This is a genomic window from Solwaraspora sp. WMMD406 (genome assembly GCF_029626025.1).
Taxonomy (GTDB): Bacteria; Actinomycetota; Actinomycetes; order Mycobacteriales; family Micromonosporaceae; genus Micromonospora_E.
Map to the genome: position 1 here is coordinate 6,183,182 of NZ_JARUBF010000001.1, position 21,619 is coordinate 6,204,800.

Genomic DNA, 21,619 nt, shown 5'->3' on the forward strand with positions numbered 1-21,619 from the left:
TCCGATCGATCGTTGCCTGATCGGCGCGCGGTCCACCACCTCTGGCGGCTACGCAGATATCTCCGGCCCTATCTCCACCAACTCGGCTGGCTGCTGGTGGCGGCCGCCGCCGCCACCGCCGCCGGCATCGCCATCCCGTTGGTCATCGCGGCCGTCGTCGACGGCCCGCTGACCGACGGCGACCCGGTCGGGCTGGTAGTCCTCGGTGGACTCGCGCTGCTCCTCGGCTCGATCGAGGCGTTTCTCATCTTCATCCGGCGGTGGACGCAGAGCGCGTCCTCGATCGGCATGGAAAGCACGATCCGCGACGACATCTACGCTCATCTGCAACGACTGCCGGTCACGTTCCACGACCAGTGGCAGTCGGGCCAGCTGCTGTCCCGGGCGACCAGCGATCTGTCGGTGATCCGCCGGTTCCTCTCCTTCGGGCTGCTGTTCCTGATCCTCAACTCGGCGACCTATCTGACCGTCGTCGCGCTGCTGCTGCACATGCACTGGCCCCTCGGTCTCGTGGTGGCCGCCAGCGCGGTGCCGCTCTACCTGTTCAGCCGTCGCTTCACCCGCGCGTACCTGCGGGTCTCCCGGCAGGTGCAGGACCAGCAGGGCGACCTCGCCACGCTGGTGGAGGAATCCGCGCAGGGTCTGCGGACCATCACCTCGTTCGGGCGCGGACCGTTCCTCGCCGAGCGTTTCGCGCGCCGGGCCGGTGCCCTGCACGACACGGCGGTTGGCAAGGGACGGCTGCTGGCGGGTGCCTCGGCCCGCTACGACCTGGTGCCGAACGCGACGCTGGCGGTGGTGCTGGTGGTCGGCGCGGTCGCGGTCGCCGACGACCAGCTCACCATCGGCCAGCTCGTCGCCTTCGTCACCCTGCAACTGATGCTGATCTGGCCGATCAAGTCACTCGGCTGGATCATCGCTCAGGCGCAGGAGGCGATGACCGCGGCCGACCGGATCTACGAGGTGCTCGACACGCCACCGGCGATCACCGACCGGCCGGACGCGGCCCGGATCCAGGTCACCGAGATCCGCGGCGAGTTGCGATTCGACGACGTCACGTTCGGCTACCCCGGATCGGCGTCGCCGGTGCTGTGCGGCGTCGATCTCACCGTACGGGCGGGTGAGACCCTGGCCATCGCAGGACTCACCGGCAGCGGCAAGACCAGCCTGGTGTCGCTGGTGCCACGCCTGTACGACGTCGACGGCGGCCGGATCACCCTGGACGGGCACGATCTGCGGGACCTGCGGCTGGACGAGTTGCGCCGCTGCGTCGGGATGGCCTTCGAGGACCCGACCCTGTTCTCCATGTCGGTCCGGGAGAACCTCACCCTGGGTCGGCCGGACGCCACCGACGCCGACGTGCACGCCGCGATCCAGCTGGCCCAGGCCGACTTCGTCCACGACCTGCCGTGGGGGCTGATGACCCGGATCGGCGAGCAGGGACTCTCCTTGTCCGGTGGGCAGCGCCAGCGACTGGCGTTGGCCCGCGCGGTGCTCGGCCGGCCCCGGGTGCTGGTGCTGGACGATCCGCTGTCGGCGCTCGACGTCCACACCGAGGCGCTGGTGGAACAGGCGCTGCGTCGGGTCCTGGCCGGCACCACCGCGCTACTCGTCGTACACCGGGCGTCCACGGTGGCGCTGGCCGACCGGGTGGCGCTGCTCGACGGCGGGCGGATCACCGCGATCGGTACGCACACCGAACTGCTCGCGACCGTACCCGCCTATCGGGCGGTGCTCTCCGCCGACGGACACGGCCTGGTCAGGTCGTCCGGATGACCGCGAGCCGCGAGCGGCGTGCCGACCACGGACACCCCGACCACGGTCCGCGCCACGCGACTCGTCAGCCGTCGCAGCAGCCGCAGCAGCCGCAGCAGGCTGATCCACCGGCATGGACGCCGGCGCAGCCGCCGGACTGGCGCGGGATCGCCGACGCGGCGGCGGACGATCCGCTGGGGGGACCTGACGCGGTGGCCCCGGCCGCCGGACGGCTGCGGGCGCGCAGCCGGGCGCTGCTCGGTTCGCTGACCCGGCCGCACCGTCGGACTATCGCGGTCGCGGTCGTGCTGCTGCTGGTGCAGAACGCCGCCGCGATGGCCGGCCCGTACCTGGTCATGCTCGGCATCGACCGGGCCATCCCGCCGCTGCGCGACGAGGGCGACCCGGGCCTGCTGATCGCGATCGGCGTGGCGTTCGCCGTCACCACGGTCGCCGAGTACGTCGGCAAGCGCAGCTTCCTCGTGCTGTCCGCCCGGATCGGCCAGTCGATCCTGCTCGACCTGCGACAACGGGTCTACCGTCATTTCCTGCGGCTCTCGGTGGGTTTCCACGAGCGGTACACCTCGGGTCGGGTGGTGGCCCGGCTGACCAGCGACATGGACTCGATCGCCGACCTGGTCGACGGCGGCATCGACGACCTGGTGCTGGCCGGGCTGTCGGTGATCTCGGTCGCCGGCATCCTGCTCTGGCTGGACCCGCCGCTGGCCGTGGTGACTCTACTGGCCTTCCCGTTCCTGCTGTGGATGTCGGTGTGGTTCGCCCGGTCCTCCACGGTGGCCTACCGGCACACGCGGGAAGCGGTCTCGTTGCTGATCGTGCACTTCGTGGAATCGCTCGGCGGGGTACGGGCGGTGCACGCGTTCCGCCGGGAGCCCCGCAACCAGGAGATCTTCGCCGAGGTCAACGGCGGCTTCCAGCAGGCAAACCTGCGGGCGTTCCGGTTGATCGCGATCTACTCGCCGGGGTTGAAAGGCATCGGCAACGTGGCGATCGCGGTGGTGCTGACCTTCGGCGGCTGGCAGGTGCTGCAGGGCGACACGGAGATCGGCGTACTCGCCGCGTTCCTGCTGTACCTGCGCCGGTTCTTCGAACCGATGCAGGAGCTGAGCCAGTTCTACAACTCGCTGCAGTCGGCCACCGCCGCTCTGGAGAAGCTGTCCGGGGTGCTCGACGAGCGACCCGAGGTGCCGGATCCGGCCGACCCCCGCCCGCTGCCGGTGCCCGTACGCGGATCGGTCGAACTCCGGGCGGTGTCATTCGGCTACCGCCCGGACCGGGTGGTGCTGCCGGAGCTGACGCTGCGGATCCCGGCGGGGCAGACCGTCGCGCTGGTCGGCGCGACCGGAGCCGGCAAGTCGACGATCGCGAAGCTGGTCGCCCGGCTCTACGATCCGGTCAGCGGATCGGTCACCCTCGACGGGGTCGACCTACGCGACGTCCGGGACGCGGACCTGCGGCGGCACGTCATCATGGTCACCCAGGAAAACCATCTCTTCGCCGGCAGCGTCGCGGAGAACATCAGGTTCGGCCGGCCGGACGCCAGCGACGCGGAGGTGCAGGCGGCGGCGCGGGCGATCGGCGCGCACGACTTCATCGCCGGGCTGCCCGACGGGTACGCCACCGACGTGCACCGCCGGGGCGGGCGGCTCTCCGCCGGGCAGCGGCAGCTCGTCGCGTTCGCACGGGCGGTGCTCGCCGATCCGGCCGTACTCATCCTGGACGAAGCCACCTCGTCGCTGGACGTACCGACCGAACGTCTGGTCCAGCGGGCGTTGCACACCATGCTGCGGGGTCCGGCCGCCGGTAGCGGACGCGGACGGACCGCGCTGGTCATCGCGCACCGGCTGTCCACCGTGCAGATCGCCGACCGGGTGCTGGTGCTCGACGGTGGTCGGGTGGTGGAGGACGGCACGCCGGACGAGTTGATCGCCGGTGGGGGGCACTACGCGGCGCTGCACCAGCAGTGGCGGGACAGCCTCAGCTGACCTTGACCGCCTGCAGCGTGTAGCTGAGCGGCAGCCGCGCGGGACGTTCGGTGAGCCGCCACTCACCGTCGTCGCCCTTGGTCATCCGGCCGGGCAGCGCGTTCCACGGCACGCTGTCGTGCTCGATCAGCATGGTGACCCGCAGACCAGCGGCCGTGAGCGCGGTGAAGATCTCCCCCAGGCCGTGGTTCCAGGAGTGGGTGACGTTGTGGGTGAAGTTGGCGTCGGTGCTGACGTAGGTGCCGTTCTCGTTCCAGACCAGCGGTTCGGCGGTCTCGAAGTACGGCAGGTCGAGCACGAGCAGCCCGTCGGGCCGGGTCTCGTCGATGGCCCACAGCGCCGGATGGCCTTCGCGCAGGAACAGCCGCCCGCCGGGACGCAGCAGGTCGGCGACCACGCCGGCCCAGCGGTCGACGCCGGGCAGCCAGCAGAGTGCGCCGATGCCGGTGAAGACCAGGTCGAAGCCACCGGCGCCGAGCACCTCGGCCGCCCGGTAGACGTCGGATTCGACGTACTCGACCGGCGTGCCGGCGGCTTCGGCGATCCGGCGGGCCTCGACCAGCGACGCGCCGGACAGATCCACCCCGGTCATCCGGGCACCGAGCCGGGCCAGGGACAGCGTGTCGGTGCCGATGTGGCACTGCAGATGAACCCCGCGTACGCCGGTGAGGTCACCGAGTCGGGGCAGGTCGAAGCGCACCACCTCACTGAGCCGGGTCGGGTCGGCGAGCAACTGGCTCACCTGGTAGTCCGGGGAGGCGGCGTGCGCCGGAGCCCGCTCGTCCCAACTGGCCCGGTTGATCGCAAGGTAGTCAGCGGTCATCCGGCAGACGATGCCATCGTTTCCCGGTCACGGCATCCCGTTATCCATACAGCCCGGCAGACAGCACGCGGCGGGTGGCCCGGAGTAGTTCACCCCGGACCACCCAATCCGTCTCTGCCGCTCGCGGCTACGCCAGGTTCGCGCGCCTACGGGCGAGGAGAAGCAGTGCGATGCCCAGGACCACGAGGGCACCACCACTGGTGATCAGGTTCGTAGTCGCACTACCGGTGACCGGCAGTCCGACGTACCGGAAGGCGACCTCGTTCGAAGTCCCGTTCGGCGTGGTCACCCTGACGGTCGTGTGCTTGACGTCGCAGGGTGGAGTGACGAACGTCAGCGACGTTCCGGCGCTGTTGACCGTCACCGAACTCGCCGGAATGGTACGACCACAGATCGTGACCGTGGTCTGGCCGGGAACGAATCCGCTCCCGCCCACCGTCACCGTCGTGCCGCCGCCAGCCGGTCCTTGGTTCGGATCGATCGAATCGATCACCGGCGCCGGACCAGAGGTGTAGGTGAACCCGTCCGGAGCGACCGCGTCGTCACCCGGCAACACCACCACCACATCAACCGGACCCACCGGCCCCGGCGGCGTCACCACCGTCAACGACGTACCCGACGGATCCACCACCAGACCAGTCCCCGGCACACCACCGAACGTCACATCAGTCGCCCCGGAAAACCCGGAACCCGTGATCGTCACCGACGTGCCACCCGTGTTCGGACCCGAATCCGGCACCACCGAAACAATCGTCGGCGGCACATACGTGAAGATGCCCGCGTCCGCCGTACCCGCCGGGAACACCAACACCACATCAGCCGGACCAGCAGCACCCGGCGGAGTCACCACCGTGATCTCCGTACCCGCCGGATTCACCGAGAACCCCGTACCCGCCACACCATCGAACGTGACCCCGGACGCCCCCGTGAAACCCGAACCCGTGATCGTCACCGTGGTACCACCAGACGTCGGCCCGAAATCAGGATCCAACCCGGTCACCACCGCATCCGAACCATCAGCCAGATACGTGTACGCCAACGGATCCGTCGAACCACCACCAGTGGTCACCACCACATCGACCACACCAGGCGCGTGCGCCGGAGTCACCGCCGTCAACGACGTACCCGACGGATCCACCACCACATCAGTAGCCGGCAACCCGTCAAACGCCACCGCAGTGTCACCAGGCACAAACCCCGAACCCACGATCGTCACCGTCTGACCACCAGACTGCGGACCAGAATCCGGATCAATCGACGACGCCGTCGGCGGCGCGACAACATACGTGAACCCGTCCGGAGCGACCGCGTCGTCACCCGGCAACACCACCACCACATCAACCGGACCCACCGGCCCCGGCGGCGTCACCACCGTCAACGACGTACCCGACGGATCCACCACCAGACCAGTCCCCGGCACACCACCGAACGTCACATCAGTCGCCCCGGAAAACCCGGAACCCGTGATCGTCACCGACGTGCCACCCGTGTTCGGACCCGAATCCGGCACCACCGAAACAATCGTCGGCGGCACATACGTGAAGATGCCCGCGTCCGCCGTACCCGCCGGGAACACCAACACCACATCAGCCGGACCAGCAGCACCCGGCGGAGTCACCACCGTGATCTCCGTACCCGCCGGATTCACCGAGAACCCCGTACCCGCCACACCATCGAACGTGACCCCGGACGCCCCCGTGAAACCCGAACCCGTGATCGTCACCGTGGTACCACCAGACGTCGGCCCGAAATCAGGATCCAACCCGGTCACCACCGCATCCGAACCATCAGCCAGATACGTGTACGCCAACGGATCCGTCGAACCACCACCAGTGGTCACCACCACATCGACCACACCAGGCGCGTGCGCCGGAGTCACCGCCGTCAACGACGTACCCGACGGATCCACCACCACATCAGTAGCCGGCAACCCGTCAAACGCCACCGCAGTGTCACCAGGCACAAACCCCGAACCCACGATCGTCACCGTCTGACCACCAGACTGCGGACCAGAATCCGGATCAATCGACGACGCCGTCGGCGGCGCGACAACATACGTGAACCCGTCCGGAGCGACCGCGTCGTCACCCGGCAACACCACCACCACATCAACCGGACCCACCGGCCCCGGCGGCGTCACCACCGTCAACGACGTACCCGACGGATCCACCACCAGACCAGTCCCCGGCACACCACCGAACGTCACATCAGTCGCCCCGGAAAACCCGGAACCCGTGATCGTCACCGACGTGCCACCCGTGTTCGGACCCGAATCCGGCACCACCGAAACAATCGTCGGCGGCACATACGTGAAGATGCCCGCGTCCGCCGTACCCGCCGGGAACACCAACACCACATCAGCCGGACCAGCAGCACCCGGCGGAGTCACCACCGTGATCTCCGTACCCGCCGGATTCACCGAGAACCCCGTACCCGCCACACCATCGAACGTGACCCCGGACGCCCCCGTGAAACCCGAACCCGTGATCGTCACCGTGGTACCACCAGACGTCGGCCCGAAATCAGGATCCAACCCGGTCACCACCGCATCCGAACCATCAGCCAGATACGTGTACGCCAACGGATCCGTCGAACCACCACCAGTGGTCACCACCACATCGACCACACCAGGCGCGTGCGCCGGAGTCACCGCCGTCAACGACGTACCCGACGGATCCACCACCACATCAGTAGCCGGCAACCCGTCAAACGCCACCGCAGTGTCACCAGGCACAAACCCCGAACCCACGATCGTCACCGTCTGACCACCAGACTGCGGACCAGAATCCGGATCAATCGACGACGCCGTCGGCGGCGCCGGCGCGGCCGGACGTTCACAGGTGGCCTCCGCGATGATGACCTCGCCGACCGGAATGACCACCGGAAGCCCGAGGAGCAGGCCCGAGAGTTCCGCGGTGAGCACGATGGTCGCCGCCGCCGCACTGTCGGCGGTGACAGTCTCGATACGCGACAACGACACGTCGAGCATTGCTCCGACCAGACCCGGAACCGTCACCGCGGCGCTCGCGTCGACGCTCGGCCCGTTGGGGAGCAGGACTTCCGCCAAGCCGAACACGGTCAGCCCGGTCAGCGTCGTGTCGGCGGTCTGCGGGCCGACGAACGGGCAGCTGACCGCGGCCTCGACCGCCGAGGCGGTCAGCACGTTCACACCGAGGATATCCAACGACACGTCGGCGACCGACGACGACGCGAACGACGAGATCGGGCCTCTGGTCGCGCTGACCTCGAGGACGGTGCCGTCGGCAGCGACCCCGATGGCACCGGGCAGGGTGATGTCGATCAGGGCCTCGGTATCGGTGCCGCCAGCGGGTGGGGCGGTCACCGAACCGATCACCGCGCTGGCCTCGATCACCGGAATTCCGAGCACCTCCGCCGAGAGGTCGACGATCAACCCCCTCGCCTGCGCATCACCGGGAGCGGCGTGGGCTGGCGCGGCTGTCACCGCCAATCCGCCAGCGGTGCCAAGTAGCGCGGCCAGCGAGAGGCCGGCCACCCGTTTCAACGTTGACTGCACCTTTTCCCCCGTCTCGTCTTCTGCGTGAGCCGGACAGGCCGGTGTGCCCATCCGTCACAAACGAGAACGATGACAAATAGGGCAAGTTTCGCAAATCCTCGATGGGTCGAACCAGTCGACACGCATGTCCGTCGCGGCGTAGCTGGCCAGACTGGACGGCGTCCACTGAACGGATCCACTTCCGCCGTTCGCCGGACGTGCCCGCAGGTTGATCCCTAAGCTCGCTCAGCTGGCCCGGACGGACTGCCCGATCAGGAGCACCGAGCCGCCAACCGGCAGAGCGGGATCCGCGTCACAGCACCTACCGGTATCGGAAGGTAACTTGGTGCCGCTGGTTTCGCGGGACGGGGAGGTCTCGGGTGCGGTACGTGGCGATCGGGGACAGCTTCACCGAAGGGCTCGGCGACGAGTTGCCGGACGGGACGGTACGTGGCTGGGCGGATCTCGTCGCCGCCGGACTCGCCGCCGCCAGCGACAGCCCCGTGCGGTACGCCAACCTGGCGGTCCGGGGACGGTTGCTGGAGCCGATCGTCACCGAACAGCTCGACCGGGCGCTGTCGCTGTCCCCCACGCCGACGATGATCACGCTCAACGGCGGCGGCAACGACATGATGCGACCCGGCACGGACCTGTCCCGGCTGGTGGCGCTCACCGAAGGCGCGGTACGCCGATGCGCCGCCGCCGGCGTACGGCTGGTGCTGCTCAGCGGTGGCGACCCGTCGGCGCGGCTGCCGTTCGGCTCGGTGATGCGGCGGCGGGGGGTCGCGTTGACCGCCGCCACCGCCGAGTTGGCGGCCCGGCACGGCCTCGACTTCATCGACGTGTTCAGCGACGCCGAGATCCGCCGCGAGCAGTACTGGTCGACCGACCGATTGCATCTCAACTCGGCCGGGCACCGTCGGGTGGCCAGCCTGGTGCTGGACGGGCTGGGCTACGCCACCGAGGCGCACGTGGTCGAACCGACACCGGTCGGCCAGCGGAGTCTGCTTGTCGAGGCCCGGTACTACCGGAAGTTCGTGCTGCCCTGGATCGGGCGCCGGCTGGGCGGCCGGTCGTCGGGCGATGGTCGCAGCGCGAAGTACCTGGACTGGACCCCGGTCCACGCCGGCTGAGTGGAATCCGCTCGGACCGTCCGGTTCACCAGCCGCGCAGGAAACGCAGGCCGAGCAGGAAGGTCACGATCGACGGCCCGGCCAGCAGGGTGATCGCCTGCAGCCGGTACGGCATCCGGTGCTGGGTCAGTTCGAGGGCGTTGGCGAGGACCGCGACTCCGGCGAACATCATGAACGCCCCCCACCAGCCGAGCCCGCCGAAGTCGACCCGGTCCGTGTTGATCAGCAGGAAGGTCACGCCGAGCCCGGCACCGGTGAGGCCGAGCAGCGCGATGGTGCGGTGCAGGCCACGGGCGAGCGGGTGCTCCGGCCGCCACCGGTAGGTGCCGGCGACCGCGAGGCACGGCAGGACGATCATCATCGGCCAGCCGACGATCATCACACCGAGCATCAGCAGGGTACCGACGGTGAAGACCAGGACACCGACGCAGGTGATCACGTACCCGCCGAAGGCCCGCCCACCGCCCCGGACGAGCAGCGGCCCGCCGGAGGCGGCGATCAGCGCGCCGGGCACCAGGATGAACCCGGCCCACCAGTGGAACCGTCCGGTCGACTGGGCGGCGGCGGTGACCAGGCCGACGGCCAGGGCGGCGGCGCCGAGCCCGGCGAGCCAGCCGACCCGGGTCGGTTCGCCACCGGGTGTACGGGTGGCCGGGCCGGCGGCGACGTGCGTCGGTTGCTGCGTGTCCACGGGTCGACTCTGCCTGGCGGCGGCCGCCCGCGCCATCAGGTCAGCACTACCTACCTGTCGTCAGGTCAGCCCTACCTCCGGTCAGAAGTCGCCGAAGTCACCGCCGCCGAAGTCACCACCGAAATCGCCGCCGAAATCGCCACCGCCACCGAAGTCCTCGCCGCCACCGAAGTCCTCGCCACCGGCGTCGTCCATGCCGGCGTCGTCCATGCCGGCGTCGTATCCGGGGTCGCCGAAGGACGGCGACAGCAGAGCACTGAAGATCAACATGCCGCCGATCGCGCCGGCCGCGCCGGCCAGGGCGGGCTTCCACAGCGGCTGCGAGTACCAGCCGGCGGGCACCGGCCGGCCCTGGTAGTAGCCGCCGGGATAGTAGTGCGGGGTCTGCGGGCCGGGATTCGGTCCGGCACGGAAGGTCTGCCCTTGGACGGCGACCTCGCGTTCCTTGGTGAGCTGACCGGCACCCCGGGCGGCGGCCAGCGGCGGCAGCTCCGGGCCGGGATCCAGGCCGAGGGCCACCCGGGCCGCCCGGACGTAGGCGAGTCCTTCGAGCGCGGTCTCCCGGGCCAGCTCGTACTGCTTCGGGCTTCTCGCCTGCTCCAGCTGCGAACCGGCCGCGTTGTACCGCTCGCCGGCGTCCAGCAAGGCCTGCCGTACGGCGGGCTCGTCACCGTGCAGGTTCATCACCTGGCCGCCGAGCCGCTCGTACCACCGCTGTGCCTCGGCGCGGGCGTCGGCCAGGGCGCGCTCCTTGCGGGCGGAACTCTCCCGCCGCCACCACAGCGCCGCACCGCCGAGCAGCGCGACCAACACCAGGAGCAAGAGGAATTCCATGGCTACGACGGTAGCCGTCCTGATCCACCAGCTGCCAGCACCCGCCCCGCGACGACCAGCACACACTCGGGTCGTACCCGTTTGACATGCTTTCCCCCGTGGATGTCGCGACGGTGGCGGTGGTTATCGTCTGTCTGGGCTGCGGCGGTGCGCTCGGCTGGTTCGCCGCCCGGTCCCGGTCGACGACCGAGATCGCCCGTCTGGAGGCCACGTTGCGGGCCACCCGTGACGGCGAGGGCCGGCTCGAGCAGTCGATGCGGGCCCTGTCGTACGAGGCGACCGCCCAGTCGCAGGAGGCGGTGGCGCGGGCGGTGGCGCCGCTGCACGACGCGCTGCGGCGCTACGAGCAGCGAATCGCCGAACTGGAACACGACCGGGTCGATTCGTACGCGCAACTGCGCGAACAGGTCCGGGCGATGAACGCCGTTTCCGGGGAATTGCGGACCGAAACCAAACAGTTGGTCGCCGCGTTGCGCGCGCCGCAGGTCCGGGGCCGGTGGGGCGAGCACCAGCTGCGGCGGATCGTCGAGGCGGCCGGCCTGCTGGAGCACTGCGACTTCGCCGAGCAGGTCACCGCGACCACCGAGCATCAGGGGGTACGCCCGGACCTGGTGGTCCGGTTGCACGGTGGCCGGTCGGTGGTGGTCGACGCAAAGGCACCGTTCGACGCCTACCTGTCGGCGATGGAGGCGCGCGACGAGCGTTCCCGCGATCAGCAACTGGACAATCACGCTCGGCACCTGCGGGCGCATGTGGACGCGTTGGCGGCCAAGGAATACTGGTCCGCCTTTGATCAGACGCCGGAGTTCGTCGTGTTGTTCGTGCCGGCCGACCCGTTCCTCGACGCGGCGTTGCAGCGCGACGCGACCCTGATGGAGCACGCGTTCCGCCGCGACGTCGTGTTGGCCACCCCGGCGACCCTGGTGGCGTTGCTGCGCACCGTCGCGTACTCCTGGCGGCAGGAGGCGTTGGCCCGCAACGCGGTCGCGGTGCACACGCTGGCCCGTGAGCTGTACGGGCGGCTGGCCACGTTGGGCGATCACGTGTCGAAGCTGGGTAACGCCCTCGGTGGCGCGGTGACGGCGTACAACCGGGCGGTGGGCTCGCTGGAGGCGCGGGTCCTGGTCAGCGCGCGCAAGTTGGCCGATCTCGGGGTATCCGACACTGAGTTGGTCACGCCAGCGCAGGTCGAGGTGGCTCCCCGGCAGGCGCAGGCACCGGAGTTGGTGGAGCCGGCCGACGCCGGCGCCGCGCGTCCGGCACGTCCGGAGTGGACCGGTTGAACGGTTAAACCGCCGAATTGACATTACTCATTGCAGGCAAACCACTACACTATAGTCACCCATTCAGGTCAATATATGTCACGGGCTGGTCACAACGCGGTGCGAAGTAGTGACAGCGATCGTCCGTAGCGCCAAGGATGCGGTCACACGTGCCTTGCACCCCAGGGCCCAGTTCTTCCGGAGGAAGAGAACGTGAGTAAACCCCGCATCTGGAGACGGCGAACCTCGGCCGCGCTCCTGGCATCCGTCATGGTGGCCGGTGCCGTGACGCTGGTGGGTGGCGCCTCCACCGCGAGCGCCAACCCGTCGACCGAAGCCGACGTCTTGAAGGACACCCCTACCGATACGTTGGGGTCACATGATCTCGACCTGCTCGCCGAAGCCGAGGCCAAGAGTGAGCAGACCGTCACGCTGATCGTCGCGACCGACAAGGGTCAGGCCCCCAAGGTCGCGGCCGGGTTGAAGGAACTCGGCGGCACCATCGGCAACCAGGTCGACGAGGTCGGTTACGTGCGGGCCCGCGTGCCGACCAGCAACGTCATCAAGGCTTCGAAGATCCCCGGCGTGTCCGCGATCGACCTCAACGAGGAGATCGCGCTGCCCGACCCGACCCCGGAGAGCCGGGCAGCCGCTTCCTCCGTCTCGACCGAGGCCGCCGGCCCCGGACCGGACACCCCGGCGGTCAACCCCTACATGCCGACCAACGAGACCGGCGCGGTCTCGTTCAAGAAGAGCCACCCGCGGTGGGACGGCCGCAACGTCGTCGTCGGCATCATGGACTCCGGTATCGACCTGGACCACCCGGCGCTGCAGACCACCACCACCGGCGAGCGGAAAATCGTCGACTGGGTCACCCCGATCGACCCGGTGTTCGAAAACGACGGCACCTGGCGGCCGATGCTGACCGACGCCACCGGCCCCAGCTTCAGCTACGCCGGGGTCACCTGGACCGCCCCGGCCGGCACATACAAGATCAACCTGTTCGCGGAGAACATCACCGTCGGCGGAGCCGCCAACGGCGACGTCAACCGCGACGGTGACACCACCGACCGGTTCGGGGTGCTCTACGACCCGGCCACCGGCGACGTCCGCGTCGACACCGACCAGGACTTCGACTTCACCGACGAGCCGTTGATGCGCCCGTACAACGAGAGCTTCGACATCGGCCACTTCGGCACGGACGACCCGGCCACCCCGATCGCCGAGCAGGTGCCGTTCGTCGTCGAGTACCGCACCGACGTCGACACCACCCCGGTCGGCGGCCCCGGTCTGGTCGACTACGTCAACATCGGCATGATCTCCTCGTCGCACGGCACGCACGTCGCCGGCATCGTGGCCGCCAACGACATGCTGGGCAACGAGGACTTCGACGGTGCGGCACCCGGCGCCAAGCTGGTCTCCTCGCGGGCCTGCACGTTCGCCGGTGGCTGCACCGCCGCGGCGCTGACCGACGGCATGATCGACCTGGTGCTCGTCCGGGGCGTCGACATCATCAACATGTCGATCGGTGGTCTGCCCGCGCTCAACGACGGCAACAACGCCCGCGCGCAGCTCTACGACATCCTGATCGACGAGTACGGCGTGCAGATGTTCATCTCGGCCGGCAACTCGGGCCCGGGCGCCAACACGATCGGTGACCCGTCGGTGGCCGCCAGCGTGGTCAGCGTCGGCGCCAGCATCAGCCGGGACACCTGGGCGGCCAACTACGGCTCCGAGGTACGCACCCGCAACGCGATGTTCAACTTCTCCTCCCGCGGTCCCCGCGAGGACGGCGGATTCAAGCCGAACATCAGCGCCCCCGGCTCGGCCATCTCCACTGTCGCCGGTTGGGAGGCAGGCAGCCCGGTCCCCGAGGCCGGCTACCCGCTGCCGCCCGGCTACGCCATGTACAACGGCACCTCGATGGCCGCTCCGCAGGCCACCGGCGCCGTCGCCCTGCTGCTCTCCGGCGCCGCGGCCAACGACCTCGAGGTGACCCCGCAGCAGCTGCGGCGGGCGCTCTACACCGGGGCGCGGTGGATCAACGGCGTACCGGCGTACGCCCAGGGCAACGGCATGCTGCACGTCGCCGACACCTGGAAGCTGCTGCGCGAAGGCGTGGAAGCCCCCAGCTACACCGTCGACGCTCCGGTCTGCACCCCGATCTCGGAGTTCCTGGCCACCCCCAACCGGGGCACCGGCGTCTACAACCGGTGCGCAGCCGACGCGGGCGGACACCGGCCGGGTCAGTTCAAGTCCTACCCGGTGACCATCACCCGGACCACCGGACCGGACTCGGACGTGCTGCACAAGCTCAAGTGGGTCGGCAACGACGGCACCTTCGCCGCCCCCGGCCAGGTGGTGCTGCCGCTGAACGAGCCGGTCACCATCACCGTGCGGGCCACTCCGGAGAGCGGGATCCGCAGCGCGATCCTGCGGGTCGACAACCCGTTCACCTCGACGGTCGACTTCGAGATCATGAACGCGGTCGTGGCATCGAACCCGCTGCCCGGACCCGAGTTCGGGTTCAGCACCTCGGGCAAGGTGGACCGCAACGGCTTCACCTCGTACTTCGTGACGGTGCCGGAAGGCGCGTCGGCCCTGCAGGTCAACCTCTCCGGGCTGGCCGACGGGTCGCAGACCCGGTTCATCGCCATCAATCCGTGGGGCGTGCCGGTAGAGAGCACCAGCAGCCTGGTCTGCTTCAGCAACTTCTCCGACCCGGCCGGCTGCAAGCCGGACGAGCGCGACTACCAGAACCCGATGCCGGGTGTCTGGGAAATCGAGGTCGAGTCCCGGCGGACCTCGCCGCTGCTGCAGAACCCGTTCACGCTGACCGCACGGGTACAGGGCGTGACCGTGGACCCGGCCACCACGGTGCTGGAGAACGTCACCGCTGGTGAGCCCAGCCCGCTGAGCTGGACCGTCACCAACACCTTCGGCCCGGTCAACGTGTCCGGGCAGGGTGGTTCGCTGGGTTCGGCCAGCAGCGAGCGGCCGACCATCGCCGACCTCGAGGTGCAGACCTTCCAGGTCACGGTGCCGGCCGGGGCGACCCGGTTGTACGTGGCGATCGGCAACACCAGTGACCTCGGCGCCGACCTCGATCTGTTCGTCTACCGTGGCGGATCGTTGATCGCGTACAACGCCGACGGTGACTCGGAGGAGACGGTCACCATCAACAACCCGCCGGCCGGCGTCTACGACATCGAGGTCGACGGATACGCGGTGCCGGCCGGCACGACCGAGTACGACTACCTCGACGTGTTCTACTCGACAGGCCTGGGCACCATCGCGGTCGAGGCCGGAGAGGTCGAGTTGGCCAACGGGGCCAGCGCGACCCTCACCGGCAGCGTCACGGTTGACTCCGTACCGGCCGCTGGTCGGGAACTCTTCGGTGAGATGCTCGTCGTCACCGAGGAGGGCGCCGTCGTCGGCCGTGGCGCGGTCTCGGTCGAATCGGTCAGCTGAGCAGGACCGGTGGGGTCGGGGCGGGCTCGCCCCGGCCCCACCGGAACCGGCACCACCGGGGGCCGACTGACTGAGCCGACTGATCGGTCCGAGTAACCGCACCGACAGGTACGACCCGAAGGGCCGACCCCGATCGCGGGGTCGGCCCTTCTCACGTGGGTCGGCCGGTCAGGCCATCAGGTAGGTCGACCGGTCAGGCGGGCTCGATCCGCTGGACCACGAACGGGATGCCCTGCTGGCAGGTGGTCATCAGATCCGGCTGCACATGGCCGGTGACGCTGACCCTGGTGCCGGCCTGGATCAGCTCCGAGGTCCCGCCGACCAGCAGATAGCCGTCGAGCAGGAAGCAGTTGTGCTCGACGCCGGGCACGATGGTGCCGGTCAGCGTCATCGGCCGGCTCGTGCCGCTGGACTTGCCCGGACCGGGCGTACGGCCCGGTGAGACGGTCGGCAGGTCTTCGGGAGGGCCCGGGGTACGCCCCGGCGGTGCTGTGGTCACGGCTGGACCTCCAGAGGGGGTCGGGGTGGCCGGTGGCGACGCCGGTGCCGACGCCGTCGGCACCGGGTCGGACGGGTCTGGCTCAGTCGTGGGTTCGGTGGTGCCGCAGGCCGGCAACGCCAGAAACACCAGAAGCAGAGGTACGCCGATCCGAGTCGCTTTCATACGGTTATGACGCGGCGGAGCGAAGATCCGTTCCCGCCGCCGCGGCGCGCATGTCCCGCCGCAGCTCGGACGGCAGAGAGAAGGTGATCGTCTCCTCCACCGTGGTGACCTGCTCCACGTCGGCGAACCCGCGCTCGGCCAGATGGTCGACGACCTCGTGCACCAAGTCGTCGGGCACGCTGGCACCGGAGGTCAACCCGATCGTGGTGGCACCGGCCAGCCAGGCGTCGTCGATCTCGCTGGCGAAGTCGATCAGGTAGCCGGCGCGGGCCCCCGCGCCGAGCGCCACCTCGACGAGCCGAACCGAGTTGGACGAGTTGCGGGAGCCGACCACCAGCATCACGTCGCACTCGGGGGCGATCTGCTTCACCACCTGCTGACGGTTGGACGTGGCGTAGCAGATGTCGTCCGAGGGAGGCGACTGCAGCATCGGCAGCCGCCGCTTGAGCCGGGCCACCGTCTCCATGGTCTCGTCCACCGACAGCGTGGTCTGGGACAGCCAGACCACCTTTTCCGGGTCGCGTACGGTGATCGTGTCGGCGTCGTCGGGGCCGTCGACCAGCTGGATGTGCGCCGGGGCCTCACCGGACGTGCCGATCACCTCTTCGTGGCCCTCGTGACCGATCAGCAGGATGTCGTAGTCCTGGGCGGCGAACCGGCGGGCCTCCTGGTGGACCTTGGTGACCAGCGGGCAGGTGGCGTCGATCGCCTTCAGCGCGCGGGCCTTGGCCTGCTCGTGCACCTCGGGGGCGACCCCGTGGGCGGAAAAGACCACCGTCGCGCCGTGCGGCACCTCTTCGTTCTCCTCGACGAAGATCGCTCCCTTGGCTTCCAGGGTCGAGACCACGTGCTTGTTGTGCACGATCTGCTTGCGTACGTAGACCGGCGCGCCGTAGAGCTTCAGCGCCTCTTCGACGGTCTGCACCGCGCGGTCCACGCCGGCGCAGTAGCCACGGGGGTTCGCCAGTAGCACCCGCTTGCGTGCAGTGGTGCTCACCTGCGCCGGGTGCGCCTGCGCGGGGTACGTCGCTGCCGTCTTCGCCTCTGCCTCGCTCACCCGTGCGAGTCTACGTGCCGGCGGCCCGGCCGGCAGCGCTGGACAGCCAGCGGCCCGTGCGGGGCCAGGCAGCCAACGGCCCGTGCGAACGGCGGAGTGCGAACGCGGGCGGAGTGCGAACGCGGGCGGAGTGCGGCGACGCGGCGGGGCGCACGCCGACGGCGCGCCGGCCCGCCCGTACCCTGACCGGATGACCGCAGCCGAGACGCCCCGCAGCAGCGCGGAGGAGCCGTGGCCGGTCCGGGTGGTCAGCCAGAAGATCAGCGCCTGGATCGGCCGGCTCGGCTGGGTCTGGGTCGACGGCCAGGTAGCCCAGATCAGTCGGCGGCCCGGCGCGACCACCGTGTTCCTGACGCTGCGGGATCCGTCGGCCGACCTGAGCCTGACCGTCACCACCAACCGGGACGTACTGGACAGCGGTGCTCCTGAGTTGTCCGACGGCGCGCGAGTGGTGCTACGCGCCAAGCCGGAGTTCTATCCGGCACGCGGCACCCTCAGCCTGCGGGCCGACGAGATTCGTCAGGTCGGGCTCGGTGAACTGCTGGCCCGGCTGGAGAAGCTCAAACGGCTGTTGGCGGCGGAAGGGCTGTTCGACCGGGCCCGCAAGCGGCGTCCCCCGTTCCTGCCGCAGCGGATCGGGTTGATCACCGGCCGGGCGTCGGCGGCCGAACGGGACGTGCTGACCAACGCCCGACGCCGCTGGCCGGCGGTGGAGTTTCGGGTGGTCAACGTCGCGGTGCAGGGCTCCGGAGCGGTCCCGCAACTGCTGGACGCGCTCGCCGTGCTCGACGCCGACCCGTCGGTCGACGTGATCGTCATCGCCCGGGGTGGTGGCAGCGTGGAGGATCTGCTGCCCTTCTCCGACGAGGCGCTGTGCCGGGCGGTGTTCGGCTGCCGCACCCCGGTGGTCAGCGCGATCGGGCACGAGACCGACGCCCCCCTGTTGGACTACGTCGCCGACGTCCGGGCCTCCACGCCGACCGACGCCGCCAAGCGGCTGGTGCCGGATCTGGCAGAGGAGTCACGGCTGATCGCCGTGGCCCGACAGCGGCTGGACCGGGCGGTGCTCGGAATGCTCGACCGGGAGGCGCACCGGCTGGAGATGGTCCGGTCCCGCCCGGTGCTGGCCCGGCCCCAAGTGCTGCTCGACGGGCGGGCCGGCGAGGTCACCGGCCTGCGGGACCGCGCCGCCCGGTGCCTGGCGCACCGGCTCACCGCCGGCACCGCCGAACTGGGCCACACGCTCGCCCGACTGCGGGCGCTCTCGCCGGCCGCGACCCTCGACCGGGGGTACGCCATCGTGCAGGACGCGGCCGGCCAGGTGGTCCGCTCCCCCGGCCAGGTGTCCGCCGGTGACCGGCTACGACTGCGGCTGGCCGGCGGCGATCTCGGTGCGGTGGCCAAACCGGATTCAACGGGCGAACAGGGACAGGGACAGGAACCGAGATGAGCAGCACGAAGAAGGCAGCGGCCGGCGACGACCCGGCGGCGGACTCCACCACCGCCGAGACGATGAGCTACGAACAGGCCCGCGCCGAACTGGCCTCGGTCGTCGAACGGCTGGAATCGGGCGGCACCTCGCTGGAGGAGTCGTTGGCCTTGTGGGAACGCGGGGAGCGCCTCGCCGGCATCTGCCAACGGTGGCTCGACGGTGCCCGCGAACGGCTGGAGATTGCCCGCGCGGCGCGTTCCACCGACACCTGACCGCTCCACCGACACCTGACCACCCACCGAGATCCCCGACCGCTCCACCGAGTCCGTTGTCGGATTCGACAGTCGCTGTTTTCCGACAGTATCCACAACGGATCCAGACTGCCGGCCGGCCGGGAACATGACTACGGTGATAGGTAATTCCCGTGACCGGACGTGAGGAGCCCGTCATGTCCAAGCCGATCAAGGTCAGACTGCCCAGTGGCGAGGTGGTGTGGACCTTGGCCGACGTTCCCGGCCGGCCGACCGACGTGGGTTTCCTCGACGACCGGATCCACGACGTGGAAGGTCTGACGGAGACGATCCGGGGGATCGGCGCCAGCGTTCGTCAAGGGCTCGCCGACCTGGCACCGGACACGGTCACCGTCCAGTTCGGTCTGACGCTGACCGCCCGTACCGGTCGGGTGATCAGTGTGCTGGCCGAGGCTGGCGGGCAGGCCAACCTGACGGTCACCCTCGGTTGGGGTCCGGGCGGCGAGACCGGGGTCGCGGTCGAGCCGGCCGCCTCCGGCGGCCCGGGTGATGCCGAACAGCCGGGCAGCCCCGGCGGATCGGTGGAGCCGACCGTCGGTGGCGAACTCGGCTGACCGCGACGGTCCGGCAGTGAACATCATGACGGTCCCGAACCACACCGAATGGCTGCGCCGAGCGGTGCGGTCCTGCGTCGTGCACATTCCCGCCGCGCCGGGTGTCCCCGGCGGCACCGGCTTCTTCGTGGCTCCCGGAGTCGTGCTGACCTGCGCCCACGTGGTGAGCTCCGGGAACGGGGCGGACCCAGGCGACCTGACGGTCCGCTGGGACGGGCAGGACCTGCCGGTCCGGGCCGTACATCCGGAACCCGGCCGGCACGACGCGGACACCATCTGGCCGCTGCCGGATCTCGCTGTGGTCGAACTGGCCTCGGCACCGCGACACCCCTGCGGGTGGCTGGGTGACGCGCACATCGACGACGACACCCCGCTGTACGCCTACGGGTACGGTGCCGTGTACGCCGACGCCGGTGCCACCACCGCGCAGCTGCGCGCGGCCGGGCCGCAGGCGGTGCCGGGCGGAGTCGCGGTACGGGTCAGCGGCGACGAACTGCCCGCCGGGATGTCCGGCAGCCCGGTGCTCAACCTGCTCACCGGCGAGATCTGCGCGGTCGTCAAGACCGCGCGCACCCCCGACCAACCGTACGGCGGGGTGGTAGTCCCGCTGGTCCAGTTGCGCGGGTTGCCGAATGATCCGCTACTGCGGGACCTCTGGCGCGGGCACGATCGATATCACGCCGAGGAGGGCGACTGGGCCGGGCGGATCGACCGGCTCCGGGACGATCGACATCAGCTGGGCGCCTTGCCGTGGAATCCGTGGGATGCGCTGAACCCGGACATCCCGCTGCCGGTGCTGCGGGCCGGCGAGGAGGCCAGTCTGCAGGCCGTCCTGTCGTCGATGCCGCCGACGGTCGATCCCATGACGATCTATCACGATCTCACCGACCCGTTCCGGCCGAGAGCGGCCCAGCCGTTGACCCATCCACGGGATCTGATCCGGGCGCTCGACGACGCGCGCGGCACCTGGCGCGGAGAGCTGCACCATCTCGTCCGGTTCGCGCTCCTACTCGCCGAACGGGTTCCCGAAGCCCAGGCCGGGACGCTGCGGCGGTGGGCCTGGGAGGTGGCCGGCCGGATCCAGCAACGTAAGGAGTTGCGCCGGTTCCTCGACCAGCGACAGCGGACGTCCGCTCGGGCGGCCGGGGACCAGCGTGACCCGGCGGCCGGGGACCAGCGTGACCCGGCGGCCGGGGACCATCGTGACCCGGCGGCCGGGGACCATCGTGACGCGATCCCGAGGCAGCGCAGCGGCGATCCCGCGTCGGTCCAGGTCCGCATCACCAGCAGCGGGCACGACAGCGGGCTCTACACCATGAGCGTGTCGATCTACTCCGCCCGCGACGACGTCCGGGCGTTCCGGCCGACCGACCCGGAGGCGTTGGAACGCATCGACCGGCCCGCTCCGCTGCACAAGGTCTGGCGGGAGCTGCGGGATCTGGTGCCGGCGGCCTGGCGGGAGGCGGGCGCCCACGAGTCGGTGCTGATCGAACTCGTCCTGCCCGAGGAACTGCTCGACGAGCCGGTCGACCAGTGGCCGATCTCGGTCGACCGCCCGTACGCCAAGCTCGGCCACCGGGTGCCGGTGGTGGTCCGGGTCGCGGACCACGACGACGAGCCGGAGCGGCTCGACTCGACGCGGCGATGGTGGCGGGAGCTCCAGACCGCCGGCACCGAGTGGCGGATGCGCGACTTCGACTGCGGCGGGGCGGTCGATCCGGCGCGGTTGCACGCGGACCTGCAGCGTCCGGAACCGGTCGTGTTCGGCCTGCCGGGGCCGGCGTGGAGCGTGCCGGAGCATCGGACGATCGTCGATGTCGGCACCTATGCGGGACTACCGGTGGCGGTCTGGCGGCGGCCGCCGTGCCCTCGACATCACGACCGCCGATCCGAGGCGTGCGCGGGGCAGCCGTTCCTGGCGGGCGTCGCCGCCGAGCTGCGGGACACCACGGTCGATGATCTCCCGCAGCGGGTCCGGCAGATCCGGATCGCGGCCGACCGCGACGGCGACGCCTGCCACTGTGGACACGATGTGGTGTTGATGTGGGACAATCCATCGCGCCGTCTATCTGCTCCGTCGTTGACCTTGGACACCTGGCAGCAGTGAATCCG

At 70.0% G+C, this 21,619-nt stretch carries 15 protein-coding genes; 9 read left to right on the forward strand and 6 right to left on the reverse strand.

Translation table 11 applies throughout. From position 1 onward, the window contains the following. Positions 1-12 precede the first annotated feature (12 nt). Together O7632_RS27480 and O7632_RS27485 are read left to right on the forward strand one after the other, a co-directional pair. Entirely contained in the window at positions 13-1,776 is a 1,764-nt protein-coding gene (locus O7632_RS27480) for an ABC transporter ATP-binding protein (protein WP_278118472.1), read from the forward strand. Continuing rightward, a complete protein-coding gene (locus O7632_RS27485; protein ID WP_278118473.1) occupies positions 1,773-3,761 on the forward strand; it encodes an ABC transporter ATP-binding protein in 1,989 nt (662 codons plus the stop codon). The genes O7632_RS27480 and O7632_RS27485 overlap by 4 nt, the downstream gene beginning before the upstream one ends. Here the strand turns inward: O7632_RS27485 and O7632_RS27490 are convergent. After that, positions 3,754-4,584 (reverse strand): class I SAM-dependent methyltransferase, encoded by an 831-nt coding sequence (locus tag O7632_RS27490; RefSeq protein WP_278118475.1) that lies wholly within the window; start codon positions 4,582-4,584, stop codon positions 3,754-3,756. The genes O7632_RS27485 and O7632_RS27490 overlap by 8 nt on opposite strands. A 127-nt stretch (positions 4,585-4,711) precedes the next feature. Further along, the gene (locus O7632_RS27495; RefSeq protein ID WP_278120442.1) at positions 4,712-8,098 is read right to left on the reverse strand and encodes an IPT/TIG domain-containing protein; all 3,387 of its coding nucleotides are present in this window, start codon (positions 8,096-8,098) and stop codon (positions 4,712-4,714) included. A gap of 380 nt (positions 8,099-8,478) precedes the next feature. On the opposite strand from O7632_RS27495, the gene O7632_RS27500 reads away from it, so the two are divergent. Further along, positions 8,479-9,231, forward strand: a complete 753-nt coding sequence (locus O7632_RS27500) for an SGNH/GDSL hydrolase family protein (protein ID WP_278118476.1) — start codon at positions 8,479-8,481, stop codon at positions 9,229-9,231. Positions 9,232-9,256: 25 nt separating this feature from the next. On the opposite strand, the gene O7632_RS27505 is transcribed toward O7632_RS27500, so the two are convergent. After that, positions 9,257-9,922: a hypothetical protein gene (locus O7632_RS27505; protein ID WP_278118477.1), complete on the reverse strand. Its 666-nt coding sequence runs from the start codon at positions 9,920-9,922 to the stop codon at positions 9,257-9,259. Positions 9,923-10,003: 81 nt separating this feature from the next. After that, positions 10,004-10,756, reverse strand: a complete 753-nt coding sequence (locus O7632_RS27510; protein ID WP_278118479.1) for a hypothetical protein — start codon at positions 10,754-10,756, stop codon at positions 10,004-10,006. Between the two features lie 86 nt (positions 10,757-10,842). Here O7632_RS27510 and O7632_RS27515 point away from each other — a divergent pair, with 86 nt between their 5' ends. Continuing rightward, on the forward strand, positions 10,843-12,039 hold the full coding sequence (locus O7632_RS27515) for a DNA recombination protein RmuC (protein ID WP_278118481.1): 1,197 nt from the start codon (positions 10,843-10,845) through the stop codon (positions 12,037-12,039). 192 nt (positions 12,040-12,231) lie between these two features. Further along, positions 12,232-15,489, forward strand: a complete 3,258-nt coding sequence (locus O7632_RS27520) for a S8 family serine peptidase (RefSeq protein WP_278118482.1) — start codon at positions 12,232-12,234, stop codon at positions 15,487-15,489. Positions 15,490-15,682: 193 nt separating this feature from the next. Here the strand turns inward: O7632_RS27520 and O7632_RS27525 are convergent, their stop codons facing one another. Beyond that, positions 15,683-15,988 (reverse strand): hypothetical protein, encoded by a 306-nt coding sequence (locus tag O7632_RS27525; RefSeq protein WP_278118485.1) that lies wholly within the window; start codon positions 15,986-15,988, stop codon positions 15,683-15,685. Positions 15,989-16,157: 169 nt separating this feature from the next. Then, on the reverse strand, positions 16,158-17,150 hold the full coding sequence (locus tag O7632_RS27530) for a 4-hydroxy-3-methylbut-2-enyl diphosphate reductase (RefSeq protein ID WP_278120444.1): 993 nt from the start codon (positions 17,148-17,150) through the stop codon (positions 16,158-16,160). 250 nt (positions 17,151-17,400) lie between these two features. Here O7632_RS27530 and xseA point away from each other — a divergent pair, with 250 nt between their 5' ends. The 4 genes from xseA (at position 17,401) to O7632_RS27550 (ending at position 21,614) form a co-directional block, all read left to right on the forward strand. Further along, positions 17,401-18,660, forward strand: coding sequence for an exodeoxyribonuclease VII large subunit (gene xseA / locus O7632_RS27535; protein WP_278118486.1), 1,260 nt, complete (start codon positions 17,401-17,403; stop codon positions 18,658-18,660). Further along, complete coding sequence (locus O7632_RS27540) at positions 18,657-18,914, forward strand: exodeoxyribonuclease VII small subunit (RefSeq protein ID WP_278118488.1); 258 nt, start codon at positions 18,657-18,659, stop codon at positions 18,912-18,914. Before xseA ends, O7632_RS27540 begins: the two co-directional genes overlap by 4 nt. 176 nt (positions 18,915-19,090) lie before the next feature. Then, complete coding sequence (locus O7632_RS27545; RefSeq protein ID WP_278118490.1) at positions 19,091-19,507, forward strand: CU044_2847 family protein; 417 nt, start codon at positions 19,091-19,093, stop codon at positions 19,505-19,507. A gap of 25 nt (positions 19,508-19,532) precedes the next feature. Then, positions 19,533-21,614, forward strand: coding sequence for a trypsin-like peptidase domain-containing protein (locus tag O7632_RS27550; RefSeq protein ID WP_278120446.1), 2,082 nt, complete (start codon positions 19,533-19,535; stop codon positions 21,612-21,614). Positions 21,615-21,619: the final 5 nt, after the last annotated feature.